Origin of the sequence: Verrucosispora sp. WMMC514 (genome assembly GCF_027497295.1) — a bacterium.
GTDB classification, from domain to species: Bacteria; Actinomycetota; Actinomycetes; order Mycobacteriales; family Micromonosporaceae; genus Micromonospora; species Micromonospora palythoicola.
On sequence record NZ_CP114906.1, the window covers coordinates 2,190,178 to 2,208,481 of the forward strand.

Sequence of the window (18,304 nt, forward strand, 5' to 3'; positions counted from 1 at the left end):
CTCCACGCCCCTCACCACCAGGGCGAGCGCCGCGAACAGCGCCACCGTCAACAGCACGAACAGCACGTCAGACACGTCTGACTCCTCATTCCGGACCAGGTTCCGCGCGGCCCCATCCGGCCGCGCCGCGCAATCACAACGCCACTCGCCCCCCGACGACAGGGGCTATAACGCGACCATCACGGGGAACCGGCGTTTCTTAACGCGCTTTTCACGTCGCCACCCGTTCGGGTGGTCGCGGACACCGGATGTCGATCCGCGGCTCGGAGCGGTCGACGGTCGGCCGGATCGAACGCGGTGACGGCGCTCGCCGCGTTCGCGCACGGCCCCGTCGGGCCGTGCGCAGGAGCGACAGATCGCGCAACACCACCGCAACACCCTTGACACTTGAAGGTGACCCCGGCCACACTACCGAGGCTAATTCGATTTAGCAGACCATCGGGCCGGCATAGGACGTGCACGGGTTGGCCTTGGGGCTGACCGCGCGCCCGCAGGACGTCGGTTGGAGGTGAGACGGAACGTCCCTCGGTGGTCGATGTCCGGAAGAAGCCGTAGATCTCGATGAGGCCGCGCCAGACCATAGAGGAGTAGTCCCAGATGAGGAGACCGATCGGACGCCGGCTCAGCCGTGCGATCTCGTTACTCACGATCATGACGCTCGGTGTTGGTGCCAGCGCCACCTTCTCCGCACCAGCCGCCGCCGGAGGAAAGCGCCCGGTGGTGGAGGGTGCGACCGTCAAGCCGGATCGCGGCTCACCGACCGGATACACCGTCACCTTCGTCTACCACAATCCCAGCGCTACGCAGGTCCGCCTTGCCGGGGATCTGACTCTGCTCGACGTCGACACCGGCAACACCCGCTACCAGCCGGAGGAGTGGCAGCCGGGGCGGTACCACTCCGGCGGCACCGAGTTCCTCAGGGACATGACCAGGGACTCGAAGGGCTACTGGTCGGTCTCGCTGCCCCTGCACGCCGGCGGGATCAGCTACTGGTACCGGGTCTGGGACCCGACCCAGGGTTGGGAGAACAAGCGCATCTGGGATCCCGCCTCGACACATCCCCGACCTCCGGGTGATGCCTCCTTCCGGGTCCGGAACAACGACGTCCTCGACGCCGTCTACGTGCCGTACAGCAGGAAGCAGAACGACCCGGTGTTGAAGGAGCGTGCCGAGTACGAACTTCCGATCGCGGACCGCAGGAAGCGGGGCACCGTCTCGTACATCCCCTACACCACGATTCTGGGCGACAGCGGCCACTACCTCGGTGTCTACCTGCCAGCCGACTACAACCCCAAGCGGGCGGAGCCGTACAAGGTGGCGTACCTCGCCCACGGCATCTTCGGTGACGAGACCGACTTCATGGTCCCGGCGAACGTCCCCAACATCCTGGACAACATGACGGCCAAGGGCGAGATCGAGCCCACGGTGGTGGTCACCATGGGCAACCACTTCACCGGCACCAGCCTCGGCTTCGGCTCCTACAACCAGACCAACGCCGCCAACAACCTGGTCCAGACGATCCTTCCGCTCATCGAGGAGAAGTACAACGTCTCGACCGAGCGGGAGGGCCGCGCCTACGCCGGATTCTCCTACGGCGGCATGACGGGCGCCCACGTCATCAGGGGCTACCCGACCACGTTCGCCTACTACGGGCACTTCTCCGGCAACCCGTCCCTGTCCGCTCAGGACTACGACAACGTCGCGGCCGCGGTCGGGGACGACGACCTCTTCGTGTTCCTCGGCAACGGCGTCTTCGAAGGCAACCTCAACAACCAGAACGCCATCGCGGACAACTTCCGGACTCGGGGATACGCCGCCGAGACGGCCCAGGTCCCCGGCGCGCACGACGGCATGACGGCGAGCCAACTGTTCACCATCTTCGCCCGCGACCACCTGTGGTCGGAAGTCGACACCGTGGGCACGGCACGGACCGTGATCAAGGCAAAGGCCACGCCGGCGTCGATCGTCCGTGGCGACATCTTCAAGCTGCACGTCGACGTGCGGGCCCAGGCCCGCCACAAGAAGGCACCGAAGGTGACAGGTGAGATCACCGTCACCTTCGGTGGTGCCACCCAGGTGGTGCCGCTGGCCGGCGGCAAGGCCGTGGTGAAGCTGCCAACCGCCGAAGTGGAGGCCGGGGTGTACCCGGTCCACGTCGCCTACTCCGGTGACCGGAACTACGCGCCCGCTGCCGCTGTCCACCAGCGGCTTCGGGTCCGGTAACCAACAGGCACATGGTGGGCCGACGACGTGCCGTCGTCGGCCCACCATGGCGATCCGGCCCCGTGCCGGCCACCTCGACGACCTGCTGGCGCCGCGCCGACCCGTGCCGGACGAAACGGTCACACTCAGGGGCGCAGCCACCACGGGCTGGTGTACGCCACGCCGAAGTCGTTGCACGGGTGACCGGCCGGGCCGGGCGTGCCGTTGGGCAGGGACGGGTCGGAGACCCGGAGCACCACCCAGTCGCCGTCGGCGATGTTGAGCGGCACCGTGAAGTCGGTGACCCGACCGTTTACCGTGTCGATGACGTCGACGACGGTCGGCGCGGACGTACCGGGGCGCAGGACCTGGATGCGCAGCGGCTTGCCGTCCCAGGCCGGGCCGCGGTCGAGGTCGAGCAGGAACCGGACGTCGCCGGACGTCACGTTCAGCACGCCACCCATGCGTACGCCGTTGGCCGTGGCGTCCACCCGCAGGCCGGAGACCCGGGTGGCGAAGGACCGGCGGGCCGCCATCGCCTCGAACACCGCAGCCCGGGTGTTCTCGGTGACCCACAGGCCGCTGCGGCCCTTGCCCTCGTGGAAGCCCCAGGTGGTGCCGTGTTCGTCGGTGACGCCGGTGAGGCCCGGCCGCCAGCCGGCGTTGAGGCAGGCCACCAGCGGCGAGGTCATCCCGGACGACCAGCCCTCGAACAGGTAGTCGTCGGTGCGGTTGAACATCTCCAACCCCACCAGTTGGTCGCGGGCCGAGGCGTTGAACGAGAAGTTGTCGAACCGGCCCACCTCCCGACCGGGGTGGTTGAAGCTGGCCAGCCCGCCCGGCCGGCCGATCAGCCAGCGGTAGAGGCTGCCGGTGCTGCCGGCCCGCCACAGGTCGGCGAAGTCGGAGGTGTTCCACACGTTGATGTGCCCCTGCAACGGATGGGACCACTCGAATCCGCGGATCGCGGTGAACTGGCCCGGGTCGTTCGCGGCGTTGGCGAGGTCACCGGTGGTCCGCCACTCCGACGAGCTGAGCCCGTCGATGGCGAAGAGCGTGGCGTGGTCGGTCAGCGCGGCGACGTCGAGACCGGCCTCACGCATCGAGGCGAACGCGGCCTCAGGGCTCCCGTCGCCGTCCGAGGCGACGGTGTGGTTGTGCATGTCGGCGTGCACCAGCATCGTGCCCTGGGTGACCAGGGAGGTCCGGGCGGCGCCGGCCGCCGCGGTCGTGGTTGGGGCGTTGGCCATCGTCGTGCTGGCCGCCCGGGCCGAGGTCGGCAGCGCGGCCAGCATCAGCGCGCCGCCGGCACCGGCCAGCAGCGCCCGCCGGCCGAGTGCCGGCGCGACGTTGACCTGACCGTACGGCACCTCGTCGGTGGATCGGTGATCGTGGTGGCAGTGGTGGGGATGATGTCCACTCATGAGCAAACATGAACATGTCTCTACTTGACGATGCCACCAAGCTCGGTGGTCGTTCAGTCGAACACCTGCCGTACGGAGCTTCCCGGCCCTGACCGACGCCGGAGTTCGCTAACAGTCGACCTTCGGCAGTGGCCTGGGCAACCGACCGAGCTTGATGTCGATGTCGCGTAGTGCGCTTTCGCTGCCGAGATGTTCCCGATCCGCACCGAGTGGCGCGTGCTCCCCGCAGAACCACACCGCGCCTGGTGGGTGCCCCACCCAGCCGGGTGGCGGGTTGACGGCGTCGGCGAAGTGCACCAGAACGAAGTCGCTGCGCGTGTCGCCGAGCGGTGGTCGAGCGGGTTCGAGATGGCAGACGTGACAGCGCGGGGGCAGCATGCGAGCAGTCTGTCAGCCCGTGGCCAGGGAGCCCGGCACCAGCCGGTGCCGGGCTCCCTGATCGGGCGGTGCTTACCGATCAGGTCGCGGTGCAGGTCAGGGTCGGTACCGAGTTGCTGCCGTTCCAGCTACCGAGGAACCCGAAGGTGGTGCTCGCGCCGGCGCCGAGCGAACCGTTGAAGGAGACGTTTGTCGCCGTCACCGCCGAGCCGCTGGCGCTGACTGTCGCGTTCCACACCTGGCTGATCGTCTGGCCGTTGGCAAACGTCCAGGTCACCCGCCAACCGTTGATCGCGGACGAGCCGGCGGTGACCCGCACCTCGCCCTGGAAGCCGCCCTGCCACTGGCCGGCGACGCTGTAGGTCGCCGTACAGCCGCCAGCGCTCGGCGGCGGGGTCGTCGGGTTCGGCGGCGGAGTGGTCGGGTTCGGCGGCGGGGTGGTGGGCGGCGGAGTCGTCGGCGGCGGCCAACCCGGACCGCCGGGCGGCCAGCCGACCAGGCCGCCACGGTACTGGCCGGCGGTGACGGTCATCAGCCTGGTGGCTCCCGCGATGCTGCCGCCGCTGGTGGCCATGCCGCCGATCGTCGTGCCGGAGAGGCTACCGCCCCGGTAGACCTCGTAGGTCTGCCCGTGCTGGATCCGGTTGGAGGAGAAGACCACCTCGCGGAAGTTCTTGGGGGACCGGTAGGAGGCGAGCACCTGGCCGCCGGAGACCAGGTGGAGCAGGGTGCCGGCCGGCTGGCTGCTGGACAGTTGGGGAGCCACCCAGCCCTGGCCGGAGGTCGGCGGCAGGCTCAGCACCGCCATCGAGGTCGAGCCCGCCCCGAGCATCGTGCCGCCGGTGAAGTGGACCGGGCCGTTCGAGTCGATCGCGCCCTCGCCGGGGCTGCCGGTGCTCGGTCCGCTGACCACGACGGTGCCGGCCGCGAAGGTCACCGAGCCGTTGGAGTCGATGCCGTCGATGCTGGAGTTGACCAGGGTGGTCCCGCCGGTGAACCGGACGAACGCGTTCGGTGCCACGTCGAAGTCGCCGTACCCGTCCTCGACCGCGTTAATCGCGTCGTCGCGGGCGGTGACGTTGACGTTGCCGCCGCTGATGGTGACCTGCCGGCTCTCGATCGCCTCGTAGGAGTTGGTGACGGTGACCGTGCCGCCGGAGATGGCGACGGTGTTCTCTCCCTTGATGGCGTCGTCACCGGCGTTCACCCGCACGGTGCCGTTGGTGATGGCGAGTCGGCCGCGGTCCGCCTCGGTGTCGTCGGACTTGATGCCGTCGCCGCCCGCGGTGACGTCGAGGCTGCCTCCGGTGATGTCGAGGAAGTCCTTACCCCGGATGCCGTCGTCGACCGCGTTCACCGTGATCGTGCCGGACTCGATGACCAGGCCGTCCTTGCTGGTGATGCCGTCGTACGCGTTGCCCCGCACGGTCAGCGCGCCGGTCCCGTTGATCCGCAGGTCGGCGGTGCTGAACAGGGCGGCGTTCGGCTCGTCCGTGCTCGGGTCCGGGTAGACGTAACGGGTCGCGTCGGAGAGCTGGCTGGTGGTGCCGGCGGCGAGCGTGATCACGACCTCGTCGGCGTCGGCGACCTGCAGCGGCGCGTTGCTGGAGTTGCTGATCGTGGCACCGTTGAGAATCAGATTCACGGCACCCGAGGCCGCGGTGTCGACGCTCAGATAGCCGTCGTTGAGGGTGCCGCTGATCTCGTAGGTGCCCGGCGCGGTGATCGTCACGGCCCGCCCGGCGATGGTGACGTCAGCGCTGGGACTGCTGGCGCTGGCGCCGGTTAGGGTGATGGGTACGGTCGCCTGCGCGGTGGCCGGTGTCCCCAGCGGGCCGGCGATCAATGCGATCGCCAGCCCGACGGGCACAGTGGCTCTCAGCGGGATGCGTTTCATGGCTCTGTCCTGACTCAGATGGATGGGACGGGATCCACGCTTCGCCGAGTATAGATGAACGTCGATGAATTACCGGTGAATCGCCCACAATGTGGCCAGTACACGCGATGTCGGCCGCAACCGCCGACGGACCGATGGCCAGGAGAACGGCCATCGGCTCGGCGTCGTCGTGCAGGCCAGGTGCCGGGTCGGCCGGCACAGGTGCCGGCCGTCGACGCTCCCGGTCAGCGGCTCTTCTTCGCCGCTCGCTTGCGCGGCGGCGTCAACAGGTCGGCGATCGCGGCGATCGCCGACGGCACCAGACGGTAGTACGCCCAGACACCGCGCTTGTCCCGCTCGAGCAGACCGGCCTCGGTGAGGATCCGCAGGTGATGACTCACCGTCGGCTGGGAAAGCCCGAGCGGCGCGGTGAGGTCGCTGACGGATGCCTCTCCCGTCGGAGACGACTGGATCAGACTGAGCAGTCGCAACCGGGCCGGATCGGCGAATGCCTTCAGCACTCCCGCGAGCCGCTCGGCATCGGCAGGCTTGATCGGCTCGCCGGTAAGCGGCGAGATGGCGGGCGTCGTAGTCTTCGCAGTTCCCACGTCTTGCATCGTTGCAGCAACACCACGGCTAGGTGGTGAAACGAGGGCTGTATCACCGTCAGTTGTCGGGTAGAAGGCTCACCACCACCTTGGCGCGGGCATGCTCGGTCTCGACGTACCGGATCGCGTCGGGCACCTCGTCCAGCCGGTAGGTCCGGTCGATGACCGGGGTGAGCCCGCCCGACTCGGCCAACTCCCGCAGCGTCGCGAGGTGCCCCCGGCCACCCGCCGCGAACGGCGCGACGATGCGGTGCCGGACGAGACGGCCCACCAGCGGCCCCCGGAGCAGCAGGCTCATCGGCCCGAAGACGCTGCCGCCGGTGAACACGCCGCCGCCGGACAGCAGCAGTGTCCCGTCCGGGGTGAGCACCCGCCGACAGTCGGTCAACGACCGGTTGCCGACCAGGTCGAGCAACACCTCGTAGCGGCGGCCGGCACGGACCGCGTCGGTACGGGCGAAATCCTCCCTGGTGTAGTCGACGACATGATCCGCGCCGAGCGACCGGACCAGGTCGACGTTGCGGGTCCGGCACACCGCGGTCACCTGTGCGCCGTACGCCTTGGCCAACTGCACCGCGAAGGTGCCCACCCCGCCGGACGCCCCGTTGATCAGCACGTGCTGCCCCGCCTGGAGTCGGGCGCCGTCTTGTAGGCAGACCAGAGCGGTGGTGGCGGCCAGCGGGATCGCCGCCGCCTGCTCGAAGCTCAGGTTCGCCGGTTTCGCCTCGACCAACTTCTCGGCCACGCACACGTACTCGGCGAACGCACCCCCGGCGGGGCCGGCCTCGCCGTACACCTCGTCGCCGGGCCGGAAGCGGGTCACCGCCCGACCGACCGCCTCGACCCGGCCGGCGAAGTCCTGGCCCCGGACCGGCGCGGTGGGCCGGCGGAGCCCGAACGACAGTCGGGACAGATACGGGTCGCCCCGCATCGCGTGCCAGTCGTAGGCGTTGACCGAGCTTGCCAGTACCCGGACCAGCACCTCGTCGTCGCCGGGTGTCGGGACGTCCACCTCGCGCAGCCGCAGGACGTCGGGAGAGCCGTACCGGTCCTGCACGATCGCCTTCATCGGGAAACTCCTCGTCGAGAGATGTCGATTGCCATACGACCGAGCCTGCCGGCGATGACCGGTCGACGCGTCGGCGCGACGGCGGCACCGCTGCTACTCCCCGCGCGGCAGCGGCAGCAGCGGCCTACTCCGCCGGGGGTACGCCGGGTTGCTCCCGTCCGGGCTGCCGCAGGCGACTCCGATCGGCCTACAGTGCGGGCATGAGCCGGTCGAGCCCCGGTGCCGACGTGGCATCCCCCGACGAACCGCCCACGTCGCGGCCCGGGCCGGGGCTGGCGGTGCTGACCGCGCTCGCGCAGCCGGTCGGAACCGCGATCGTCGCCGGTTGGCAGCACGCCAGCGTCGGGATTGTCGGGTACGTGCTGCTGGTGTTCAGTGGGCTGGCGCTTGCCGACCGGCACCGGTTCCCGAGGCGGAACTTCCTGATCGTGGTCGCCGTGACCCTGGCGTACCACCTGCTCGGCCGGCCGGTCGGGGTGACACTGCTGGCGCCGATGATCGGTGCGGCGGCGGTCATGGCCGCCGGGCACCGGTGGCTGGTGGCGGCGACAACCGCCGGGTCGTACGCCTTCTGGGTGCTGGTCAGCGGTGCCACGCTGAACCAGGCACTGGCGGCGTTGGCGCTGATCGCCGGTGCCGGCCTGGTCACCGAGATCGGCATCCTGGTCGCCGCCGAGGTCCGCAACGGCATAGCGGAGCAGCGCCGGCTGTCCGAGGAGCGGCAACGCCGCCGGGCCAGCGAGCAGCGGTTGATGATCGCCGCCGAGCTGCACGACGTGCTCGGCCACCACCTGTCGCTGATCAACATGCGGGCGGGTGTCGGTCTGCACCTGATGGACCGCGACCCGGAGCAGGCGCGGGCGGCGCTCGACGCGATCGCGCAGTCCAGCGCGGAGGCGCTGCGCGAGGTCCAGGCCGTGCTGAACACGCTCTACCCGGCCGGCGGGGCCGCTCCGCGTACGCCCGCGCCGGGACTGGACCGGCTCGCCGAGCTGACCGGGGACGCCGCACTGCCGACCCGGACCGTGATCGACGGGACGAGCCGACAACTGCCCGCCGCGGTGGATCGGGCCGCGTACCGGATCGTGCAGGAGGCGCTCACCAACATCCGCCGGCACGCCGGGCCGGGTGCCGCCGCCACCGTCACCATCGGGTACCGACCGGAGGCGTTGGTCGTCGAGGTCGACGACGACGGTGGCGGCGCGCCGCCACCGGAGCCGGGTCCTGTTCCACCGGCGGGGAACGGCATCACGGGGATGCGGGAGCGGGCCGCCGCGCTGGGCGGCGAACTGAGCGCCGGCCCCGCGCCGGACGGCAGCGGCGGCTGGCGGGTCCGCGCCACCCTGCCGCTGGGCAGCGACGAGACACGGGAGGCGACCGCGTGATCCGGGTACTGCTCGTCGACGACCAGGCGCTGGTCCGGGCCGGCTTCCGCGCGCTGCTGGACAGCGAGCCGGACATCACCGTCGTCGGCGAGGCGGGCGACGGCGCCCAGGCGGTCCGGCTGGCCCGGCAGACCGTTCCCGACGTGGTCCTGATGGACATCCGGATGCCCGGCGTGGACGGGCTGGCCGCCACCCGGCAGATCACCGCCGACCCCGAGCTGTCCGGCGTGCGGATCGTCGTGCTCACCACGTTCGAGTTGGACGAGTACGTCGGTGAGGCGTTGCGCGCGGGTGCTGCCGGCTTCCTGGTGAAGAACACCCAACCGGCCGACCTGATCCAGGGGGTGCGGGTGGTGGCGGCCGGCGACGGGCTGCTGTCGCCGAGTGTGACCCGGCGGGTGATCGAACGGTTCGCCGCCGGCACCGCCACACCGGCCGCGCCCCGGCGGTTGGCCGAGCTGACCGAGCGGGAACGGGAGGTGGTGGCCCTGGTCGGCACCGGGCTGTCCAATGACGAGATCGCTACGCGGCTGGTGGTGAGTCCGGCCACCGCCAAGACGCACGTGTCCCGGGCGATGGTCAAGCTCGGTGCCCGGGACCGCGCCCAGCTGGTGGTGTTCGCTTACGAGGCCGGTCTGGTCCGTCCCGGCTGGCTGCCCTGACCGGCGCGGCGCGGGGTGCGCCGCGCGCACACCGAGGGCTGCCCCGGGACGGGCACGGTACCCGGCCCGTCCCGGGGTCTGACTCGTCGGGCTGGCTCAGGTGCCCGTGCAGGTGACGGTGGCTCCGCTGCCGTTGCCGGTGCCCTGGAATCCGAAGCTGGTGGTCTGACCGGGGGCCAGCCGTCCGTTGTAGCTCTGGTTCGTGACGGTGACGGTGCCACTGGTACCGGTGTGCACACCGTTCCACATCGAGCTGACCGACGCGCCGTTCGGCAGGTTGAGGGTGACCCGCCAGCCGGTGAGCGCGGTGCTGCCGGCCGTGACGCTGACGTTGGCGACGAAACCACTGTTCCACTGGTCCTGCACCGAGTAGACGGCGGTGCAGGCGGGGGTCCCGCTCGGCGGCGTGGTCGGCGGAGTGCTGGGCGGGGTGGTCGGCGGAGTCGTGGGCGGCGGGGTGGTGGGCGGCGGATCGCCGTCGAGGGTCAGGTTCTTCTGCTGGACACTCCACTGGCTGCGGCACAGGCCGCAGTTGGCGCCGACGAAGTTGGTGCCGGCGGTGGTGTCCCCCTTCAGTCGCCATTTGAGGTAGAGCACCGCCACCCGGCCGAACTCGCCTCCGTTCGGCTGGTCGTAGGTCCCGCCGTGCCCGACGTTCAGGTTGCCCATGAAGGCGGGCAGTCCGGCCGGCAGCTTGCCCCAGTCGTCGATGGCGTTCGGGTACGCGATGTCACTGGGCCCGCCGATGAAGTACGCGATCGGCTTGGTCAGTCTCCGGAGCTGGTAGTCGTCGGCATCGTTCAACAGGCCGCTGCTGAAGATCCCGGTCGTGGTGACGCGGGGGTCGTTCGAGACGGCGTAGGCCTCCAGGCCCCCGCAGGAGAAGCCGGCGACCGCGATCTTGGACGTGTCGAGCTTGCCGTAGTACTTGCTGCCCTGCCGGGAGTTCTCCGCGACGGCCCAGTCGATGGACTGGGTGAGCATCTGGGCGTTGGTGGAGCCGGATCCGTTCGGGGCGCCGTTGGCGATGGCGAGGAACCCGTGGGAGGCGATCTCGCGGAGGAAGTTGCCCTGCGACAAACCGTTGGCCGAGCAGCCGCCGTTGCCCCAGGCCAGGATGGGAAGGCGCTCGGCCGGCAGTGTCTGGGGCCGGAAGATGGTGTGATTGGCCAGGCTCGCCGAGGTCTCGTGGTCGGCGGGGTATGGACCGGAACCACCGACCGCCGCGCCGGCCGGTGACGCGCCGAGCGTCACGATCACGGCAGTGGCCGGGACGATCGCGGCCACCAGGGCCGCGTAGATCTTCGATCTCCTGCTCATGCACCCTCCAGCGGATTCGGGACGGCGCTCCCTGCGGTGCGGTGGCGGTGGTTCAATCGCACCCCGACCACGGCGGCCAACGCTGGCCACGGGTCAGGTCGGTGCTGCGGACCGCCCGGCCGCGGTCCCCACAGGCGATCCGATGGGAGCTGTGTGCAGTTACTATCACTCCCGCAACGAAAAGTGTCAATGTATCGCTCGGCTACCGAGGGCTCGGACCGCCGTCGGCCCGCGGGGTGGCTGCGGTGCTCCCGCCGATCGGCTCCGGCCGGGCGGGGTCGCGTGAGGCCTGGAAATGGGTGATCCACGAGGCGGCGTCCGGCCAGTACGGTGTCGCCACCTGGACCAGACGTGCCTGGGCGAGCGCACCGAGCGCGGAGTGGATGTCGAGAAAGGTTTCCCTGGCCCGTTGGCGAGGCCAGGGCCGGGGCAGCAGATGATGGGGCAGATCCGGATCGGTGTCCGGGAACCTGCGCCAGGAATCCATGGCGGAGGTCCGGGCGACCAGCGCACTGGCCGCGTCCACCTCGCCGTTGCGGGCGGCTACCCGCAGGTCGGCGTACTGCTCGATGAAGGCCGTGTAGGCGGCGGAGAGTGCGGTCAGATCGTACGCCGAGGCCGGACCGTGTGGCCCCGACTCGTCGTCGAAGCGCACCTGCATGATCGACCAACGAGCGCCCTCGACGCGGTGCAGCAGTTCGTCGAGCGCCTCCCGCACCGGCGCGGTCTCGCGTCCTGGTCGGATCCACACGCTGTCGTACAGACCCACGAACCGTAGCGCGCTCAACGACCTGCGCACCCCGTGGCGAACCGCCTGGCCGGAGCTGGGGATCGAGAAGGAGACCATCACCCATTCGCCGGTCCACCGCGGTGGTTGGGCACCGAAGTTCAGAAAGTGCCGCATCCGGGAGCGGTGCTTGGCGATCGCCTGCGAGGTGAGGTGATAGACCGGCGGTCGTCTGGTGCCGCGCGTCGCGATGAGACCACGCTTGACCAGTCGGGACAACGCCGCACGGGCACTGGACTCGCTCACCCCGAACTCGCCCAGTATCGCGATGACCGCCGTGGACGGCAGATCGGCCTGCGAGGAGTCGAGATATTCGCCGAGCACGGTCGTCAACAGGTGTTGCGGGCTGGAACCGATCTGGGCCCGGGGAATGCGGACCTCGTCGGCGGGCTCCTGGGCGTTCACCTCAACAGCCTGCATCACCACCTGGCGCGTCAGCTCGCCGGCGACCGGTGCACCTCGGGCAGGACGGGCCGGACAGTTACGCGCCCTGGCCCTGGTTCTGCATCAGGCCGCCGTCCATGAAATACGTCGACCCGGTGACGTAGTCGGCGTCGTCGCTGGCCAGGAAGACGGCGAGCTTGGCGATCTCCTCCGGCTGCGCGGCCCGCTTCCACGGGATCGACTGCACCTGCTCCTCCAGGAACTTCGGGTCGTCGATCGCCTGCTGGTTGAACGGGGTGAGCACCATGCCGGGGCCGATGTTGTTCACGTTCATGCGCATCGGAGCGACCTCCAGGGCGATGCTCTTGGCCAGCTCGAGCATGCCGCCCTTGCTGGCGTCGTAGTCGGAGCCGCCCGCCCGGGCCACCTCCTGGTGAATCGAGGTGATGTTGATTATCTTGCCGTGTCCGCCCTGGTCACGGCGGTGCTGGATGAACCGCCGACAGCAGAAGAACATCCCGTACAGGTTGGTCCGGATCGACCGGTCCCAGGTCTCGGTGTCCAGGTCGGCCACCGGGATGCCGGAGGCGTCCACGCCCGCGTCGTTCATCAGGATGTCGAGCCGGTCGAACTCCGCGAGGGCCTCGTCGAACATCGCCTCGACCTGATGCTCGACGCTGATGTCGCCCTGCACCACAACGGCGCGCCGACCGGCCTTCTCGATCTCGGCCTTCGTGTGGTTCGCGCCCGCGTGGTCGTGCAGGTAGTGCACCACCACGTCGGCTCCCTCCCGGCCGAACTCGATCGCGGTGGCCTGCCCGATTCCCGAGTCGGAGCCGGTGATCAGAGCGGTCCTGCCCGCCAGCCGTCCGGTCATCACGGCCTCCTTCGTCGACGCCGGGCGGCCGATTACCCGCCTGCCCCGGTCCTAACCGAACGGGATCGGACGCCGGCCTCCGCCTGGTCGATGACCCAGGCGGCGTTGATGAGGCCGATGTGGGACAGCGCCTGGGGGAAGTTGCCGATCTGGCTGCCGTCGCTGCGGTCGATCTCCTCCGAGAGCAGGCCGAGATCGTTCGCCCGGGCGGTCACGCTGTCGAAGATCTGCCGGGCCGCGTCGATCCGCCCGGCCAGGGCCAGTGCCTCGGCCAACCAGTACGAGCAGGTGATGAAGGCGCCCTCGTCGCCCGCGCCCGTCCAACGCTGCACCAGACCGTCCCGGGTCAGGTCGCGTTCGATGGCTCGCACCGTGGCGAGGACCCGCTCGTCGTCGCCGGGCAGGAACCCGAGGATCGGCATGCCGAGCACGCTGGCATCGAGGTGGTCGGAGCCGAACGCGCCGGTGAACGCCTCGCTCGCCGGGCTCCACCCCTCGTTCAGGATCGCCGCTCGTACCTCGTCTCGGGCCTTCGACCAGCGTGGGACCGCCGCCTCGGCGTCGAGATCGCGCGCCAGCTTGACGGCCCGGTCCAGAGCCACCCAGCACGCCAGCTTCGAGGTCAGGTAGTGCCGCTCGCCCTCGCGTCCCTCCCAGATGCCGGCGTCCGGCTGCCGCCAGGTGTCGGCGGCCCGGTCGGCCAGCGATCGAAGCAGTTCCGCGGCCGCGGGCGACAGGTCCGCCATCTGGTCCCGCAGCACCCACGCGCACTCCAGCACCTCGCCGAGGACGTCGAGCTGCTTCTGCTGCCAGGCGTCGTTCCCGATCCGGACAGGTCGGCTGCCGCGGTGGCCCTCCAGGTGCTCCAGAGGGTGCTCGGTCAGGTCACGCTCACCGGCAGCGCCGAACATGATCGGCACGTGGTCCGCCCCCCGCACCGATCCCATCGACGCGGCGATCCAGTCGAAGAACCTGCGCGCCTCGTCCGGACAGGCGGCAACCCAGAGCGCCTTCAGGGTGAAGCTGCCGTCGCGGAGCCAGGCGAACCGGTAGTCCCAGTTCGCCGCGCCACCTACCACTTCCGGCAGCGAGGTGGTGGCCGCGGCGATCACCGCGCCGGTCGGCTGGTAGGTCAACGCCTGCAACACCAGTGCGCTGCGCCGGACCTGCTCCCGGTAGGGCCCCTGGTAGCCCTGGTGGATGCGATCCCACGACTGCCAGGCGGCGATGGTGTCGCGCAGTACGGCACGCCCGTCCAGCGGCCCGATCTGCTGGTCCGCGGCCCGGCGATGATGCAGCGCGAGCACCGCGCTGTCACCCTCGGTGAGCGTGAACCGTCCGGTCACCACCGGACCGTCAACTGTCAGACCACGGTCGCTGGTCAGCACCAGCCGGTCGGTACCGCCGGATATCTCGATTCCCAGCGGTGTCTCGGCGATCGATGGACTTGTTCGTCCGTATTCCGGCCGGGCCACGACCTCGATCGCCACCTCCACCGTGCCGGCGACCGCGTCGACCTGCCGCAGCAGCACGTGCGGCGACCCGAAGCCGATCCCGTGCCCGCGTTCACCGAAGCCGAGGCCGAGGGCATCCGTCAGACGCAGTACGCCGCTCGGGGTGTGGAACTCCGTACAGAGCACCATGGTCCCGTCGAGGTAGCGCCGGGTGGTCGTGTGCGGCCCCGGTGGCCGGATCGACCAGTGGCCGCCGGTGGTGCCCAGGAGCCGTGCGAAGACGCTCGGCGCGTCGAATCTGGGTGGACACCACCAGTCCACGGACCCGTCCGAGGAGACCAGTGCGGCACCCTGACAGTCGCCGAGAAGCGCGTAGTCGCTGATCACCGCCACACCCCGGCGTACCCGTGCCGGCGCCTCCTACTCCCCGGCGCGGTCCGGCCTCCCGGCGCCGGTCAGCGGCGGCTGAGTGCCGACTCCAGGCGCTGGATGAGCGTCTTGCGGCCCTTTCCCGCGCGTTCCTCCCGCAGTGCCGCCCGGAGCTGGCCGGTGTCGAGGTCGCGGACGTGTCGGGCCGCTTCGGCTACCGGCAGATCGGTGAGCGACACGGACGAGACGGCGTTCCGCCGGGCGCGTTTGGCCGGACCGGTGTTGGCGACGTACTGCTTCCCGGACTTCGACGCCTTCCGCTTCTTGGCGTCGGTCGCCTGCCGCTGTTCGGCGGAGAGCTGCTTCCACGCCTGATCGGGCAGGTAACGGTCGGTCTCGCCGTCGTGTCGCGCCCGGGTGCCGCCCTGCCTGGTCCGCCACTTCTGGTCGCCCCACTGCTGCAGGGACTTCTGCCGCTCGTCCTTCGGGCCCTGATAGCCGCCACCGCGCTTCTGGTACTCCTTGGTGAGCAGCTGCGACTTGCGCGCCGACCACTGTCCCGGACGGCCACCCCGGTCGGACGCCTTGATCTCTTCCTTGAGCTGTTCGCGCAGCTCAGGCTTCGTGTACCGCGCCATGGGCACTGGGCACCCACGGCCGCGCGCGGTACGCACCGGCACCGGGATCGCCGGCACCCGACAGCCGGCCGCCACGGCGGCTCACGACCCGCGGACCGCCTCGATTATCGTCTCGGCGATCTCGCTCGGCTGGGCCACCGCCATCGCGTGCGAGCCGCCGACGATCTCCCGCTGGCCACGTGGTTCGGCCCGCTCGGCCATGAACCGGTGCGCGGCGACCGGGATGTTCCGGTCCGCGTCCCCGAAGATGAACCAGCTGGGTAGCGACCGCCAGGCGGGGGCCCCGGAGAGTTCGTCGCCCAGGGCACGTTCGGTGATCGGCCGCTGGGTCCGGGCCATCAGCGCGGCAAGGTCGGCCGGCACGTCGGCGGCGAACTGCGCGTGGTAGGCGTCCTGGCCGATCGCCACCTCGTTACCGCCGGTGGACAACGGATACTTCACCAGCGTGTCAGCCAGCGTGCTGCCGGGGAATTTTCCGGACAGCGACAGCGCCGTTTCACCGGTGTCCGGGGCGAGGGCGTTGACGTACACGAGCGCCCGTACCGATGGATCGCCGGCGGCAGCCTGCGTGATGACCATTCCCCCGTACGAGTGGCCGACGAGGACGACCGGACCGCCGATCCCGCGCATCACGTCTCGCACGTACGCCGCGTCACCCGCGACGTCCCGCAACGGGTTGGCGGCGGCCACCACGTCGTACGCGGGGGCCAGCCGTTCGATCACACCGTTCCAGCTCGCCGACTCGGCGAACGCGCCGTGCACGAGAACGATGGTGGGCTGCGAGTCAGGCATGACGCTGCGCTCCCTCACTGCGTGCAGATGTCACCGCCGGCCTCGGCGGTCCGGCTGAATACCCGCCAGACAGAGGTGAAACCGGCGGCAGCCTCAGCAGGGCTACCGCGATCAGCACGGGTTGACCACCGCACCCCCGGTCAGTAAGTTGGCTAACTAACTGAGTGCCGAGGGGGCATGTTGAACCGCCATCCCGACAAACGCAGCCGCCTGGTCGACGCCGCCGTTCGGCTGGTGCATGAGCAGGGATTCGCCCGCACCACGCTCGCGGACATCGCCGCCGCGGCCGGGGTGCCGCTGGGCAACGTCTACTACTACTTCAAGACGAAGGAGGCCATCGGCGAAGCGCTCGTCGCACAACACGCCGGGCGTTACGCCACGCTCCGTGGACAGTGGAATCAGAGTGGTGATGCCCGGTCGCGACTGGCGGCGTTCGTGCAGATGACGGCCGACAACCGCGCGGCACTGGCCCGCAGCGGGTGCCCGGTCGGCACCCTGTGTGCCGAGCTGCACAAGGCCGGCGGTCCACTGGCCGAGCAGACAGGCGCCATCTTCACCGAGTTGCTCGGCTGGTTGGAGGAGCAGTTCCGCGCGCTCGGACGTGACGCCGACGCCGCCGACCTGGCCCTGCACCTGCTGTCCGCGCTCCAAGGCGTGTCGCTGATCGCGCACAGCCTCGACGACCCCGCGTACGTCGACCGGGAGACCACCCGGCTGATCGGCTGGATCCGAACCCTGTAGTCCGCCCAGCGACAGCAAGGAGCAACCGTGATCGTCCTACTGTCCGCTCCGTCCTCTGCCGCCGGTAGCCCGACCGAGGCGACGGCATGAGCGGACGAACACGCACCACCCGAGTTCTGGTCACCGGTGCCACCGGCTTCCTCGGCCGCAACATCCTCGCCGCGTTGGCCACCCGGCAAGACGTCACCGCCATCGCCGCCTGCCGCACGCCCGACCGACTTCCGGCCGAGTTCGCTGGCGAAACCCGGGTCGGCGACCTGCGCGACCCCGGGTACCGCAAGGCCGTCGTCGATGCCGTGGACGTCGTCTGCCACGCCGGCACCTGGGGTGCCTTCTGGGGGCACGCCGAACTGGAGCGCCGTCAGTTCTTCGAGCCCAATCGGGACCTCATCGACCAGGCGATCGACCGGGGTGTCCGCCGGTTCGTCCAGACCAGCACGATCGCGATCGCCGCGCGCCCCGCCGACGGCGGCCCGATAGACGACTTCGCCCCGACCCGCCGCACCGGCTTCTGGCCCCACCTCGACCGGCTCATCGACCTCGACGACTACATGCGCCGTCGTAGCGATCGCGGCACCCAGATGGTCACCATGCGCCTCGGGCACTTTGTCGGGGCCGGCAACGCCCTCGGCATGGTGCCGGCACTCGTACCCCGGCTACGCACCCGCCTCGTGCCCTGGCTGGCCGGCGGACGCGCTCGAATCGCACTCGTGGGCGGTGGCGACCTGGGTGAGGCGTTCGCGCTGGCCGCAACCGCCGACCGGCTCGACGACTACGAGTCGTTCAACATCTGCGGCCCGACCTCGCCCGCCGCCCGCGACGTCATCGAGTTCATCGCCGACGAGACCGGTTCCCCGCGGCCCTGGTTCAGCGTCCCGTACAGCGTTGGGTACGCCTTCGCCTGGCTGATGGAGAAGCTGCACCCCTTCCTGCCCGGCTCCGAACCCTTCCTGACCCGGTCTCTGGTACATGTCTCCGAAGACTGGGACTGCCCCTCCGACCACGCCGCCCGCACCCTCGGGTACGTCCCCCGCGAGGACTGGCGGAACGCCGTCCGCGCGGCTCTCGCCGAAGCCGAGGCCGCCGGCTACCCCTGGCCCCGCCTCGCCCAACCCGCGTGAGCGACGGAGGAGACGACATCGCCGCCGCCGTGCGGCCGTACCAGTGCGACCTGAACGGACGGACATGTGGCACCGCCGGACGCCCATGACCAGCAGCACCGAGCATCGTCCGAAAAACTTTCGGTCGCCGCCCGAAACTACCGGTTGAAAACAATGGATTTATCTGCCAGCCTGAGAGCCATCGATCGATGTGATCGTTAACATCACTTCCAGTCGC

General features: G+C 70.1%; 16 protein-coding genes. 5 read left to right on the forward strand and 11 right to left on the reverse strand.

Annotated elements, in window-relative coordinates; genetic code table 11:
- The first annotated feature begins 597 nt into the window (after positions 1–597).
- Positions 598–2,223, forward strand: a complete 1,626-nt coding sequence (locus tag O7597_RS09905; RefSeq protein WP_281582523.1) for an alpha/beta hydrolase-fold protein — start codon at positions 598–600, stop codon at positions 2,221–2,223.
- 125 nt (positions 2,224–2,348) lie between these two features.
- Here the strand turns inward: O7597_RS09905 and O7597_RS09910 are convergent, their stop codons facing one another.
- The 5 genes from O7597_RS09910 to O7597_RS09930 form a co-directional block, all read right to left on the reverse strand.
- Positions 2,349–3,626 (reverse strand): CehA/McbA family metallohydrolase, encoded by a 1,278-nt coding sequence (locus O7597_RS09910; protein WP_281582524.1) that lies wholly within the window; start codon positions 3,624–3,626, stop codon positions 2,349–2,351.
- Positions 3,627–3,734: 108 nt separating this feature from the next.
- Positions 3,735–4,004, reverse strand: a complete 270-nt coding sequence (locus tag O7597_RS09915) for a hypothetical protein (protein WP_269740771.1) — start codon at positions 4,002–4,004, stop codon at positions 3,735–3,737.
- 79 nt (positions 4,005–4,083) lie between these two features.
- On the reverse strand, positions 4,084–5,901 hold the full coding sequence (locus O7597_RS09920) for a carbohydrate-binding domain-containing protein (protein ID WP_269740770.1): 1,818 nt from the start codon (positions 5,899–5,901) through the stop codon (positions 4,084–4,086).
- Between the two features lie 224 nt (positions 5,902–6,125).
- Positions 6,126–6,497, reverse strand: a complete 372-nt coding sequence (locus tag O7597_RS09925) for a metalloregulator ArsR/SmtB family transcription factor (protein ID WP_210830450.1) — start codon at positions 6,495–6,497, stop codon at positions 6,126–6,128.
- Between the two features lie 49 nt (positions 6,498–6,546).
- A complete protein-coding gene (locus tag O7597_RS09930; protein WP_269740769.1) occupies positions 6,547–7,557 on the reverse strand; it encodes an NAD(P)-dependent alcohol dehydrogenase in 1,011 nt (336 codons plus the stop codon).
- 200 nt (positions 7,558–7,757) lie between these two features.
- Between O7597_RS09930 and O7597_RS09935 the strand changes: the two genes are divergently transcribed.
- On the forward strand, positions 7,758–8,942 hold the full coding sequence (locus tag O7597_RS09935) for a histidine kinase (protein WP_269740768.1): 1,185 nt from the start codon (positions 7,758–7,760) through the stop codon (positions 8,940–8,942).
- On the forward strand, positions 8,939–9,604 hold the full coding sequence (locus O7597_RS09940) for a response regulator transcription factor (protein ID WP_269740767.1): 666 nt from the start codon (positions 8,939–8,941) through the stop codon (positions 9,602–9,604). Before O7597_RS09935 ends, O7597_RS09940 begins: the two co-directional genes overlap by 4 nt.
- Positions 9,605–9,700: 96 nt before the next feature.
- Here the strand turns inward: O7597_RS09940 and O7597_RS09945 are convergent, their stop codons facing one another.
- The 6 genes from O7597_RS09945 to O7597_RS09970 all read right to left on the reverse strand — a co-directional run bounded on the left by O7597_RS09945 (position 9,701) and on the right by O7597_RS09970 (position 16,225).
- Entirely contained in the window at positions 9,701–10,924 is a 1,224-nt protein-coding gene (locus O7597_RS09945; protein WP_269740766.1) for a cellulose binding domain-containing protein, read from the reverse strand.
- Positions 10,925–11,126: 202 nt separating this feature from the next.
- Positions 11,127–12,116: a PaaX family transcriptional regulator C-terminal domain-containing protein gene (locus O7597_RS09950; protein ID WP_281582525.1), complete on the reverse strand. Its 990-nt coding sequence runs from the start codon at positions 12,114–12,116 to the stop codon at positions 11,127–11,129.
- Between the two features lie 76 nt (positions 12,117–12,192).
- Positions 12,193–12,972: an SDR family oxidoreductase gene (locus O7597_RS09955; RefSeq protein WP_269740765.1), complete on the reverse strand. Its 780-nt coding sequence runs from the start codon at positions 12,970–12,972 to the stop codon at positions 12,193–12,195.
- 32 nt (positions 12,973–13,004) lie between these two features.
- Positions 13,005–14,819 (reverse strand): glycoside hydrolase family 15 protein, encoded by a 1,815-nt coding sequence (locus O7597_RS09960; RefSeq protein ID WP_281582526.1) that lies wholly within the window; start codon positions 14,817–14,819, stop codon positions 13,005–13,007.
- A gap of 62 nt (positions 14,820–14,881) precedes the next feature.
- A complete protein-coding gene (locus O7597_RS09965) occupies positions 14,882–15,433 on the reverse strand; it encodes a hypothetical protein (RefSeq protein WP_269740764.1) in 552 nt (183 codons plus the stop codon).
- A gap of 81 nt (positions 15,434–15,514) precedes the next feature.
- Complete coding sequence (locus O7597_RS09970) at positions 15,515–16,225, reverse strand: alpha/beta hydrolase (protein ID WP_281582527.1); 711 nt, start codon at positions 16,223–16,225, stop codon at positions 15,515–15,517.
- Between the two features lie 177 nt (positions 16,226–16,402).
- Between O7597_RS09970 and O7597_RS09975 the strand changes: the two genes are divergently transcribed.
- Complete coding sequence (locus O7597_RS09975; protein WP_281582528.1) at positions 16,403–16,966, forward strand: TetR/AcrR family transcriptional regulator; 564 nt, start codon at positions 16,403–16,405, stop codon at positions 16,964–16,966.
- An 86-nt stretch (positions 16,967–17,052) separates the two neighbouring features.
- On the forward strand, positions 17,053–18,087 hold the full coding sequence (locus tag O7597_RS09980) for an NAD-dependent epimerase/dehydratase family protein (protein WP_281582529.1): 1,035 nt from the start codon (positions 17,053–17,055) through the stop codon (positions 18,085–18,087).
- Positions 18,088–18,304 lie beyond the last annotated feature (217 nt).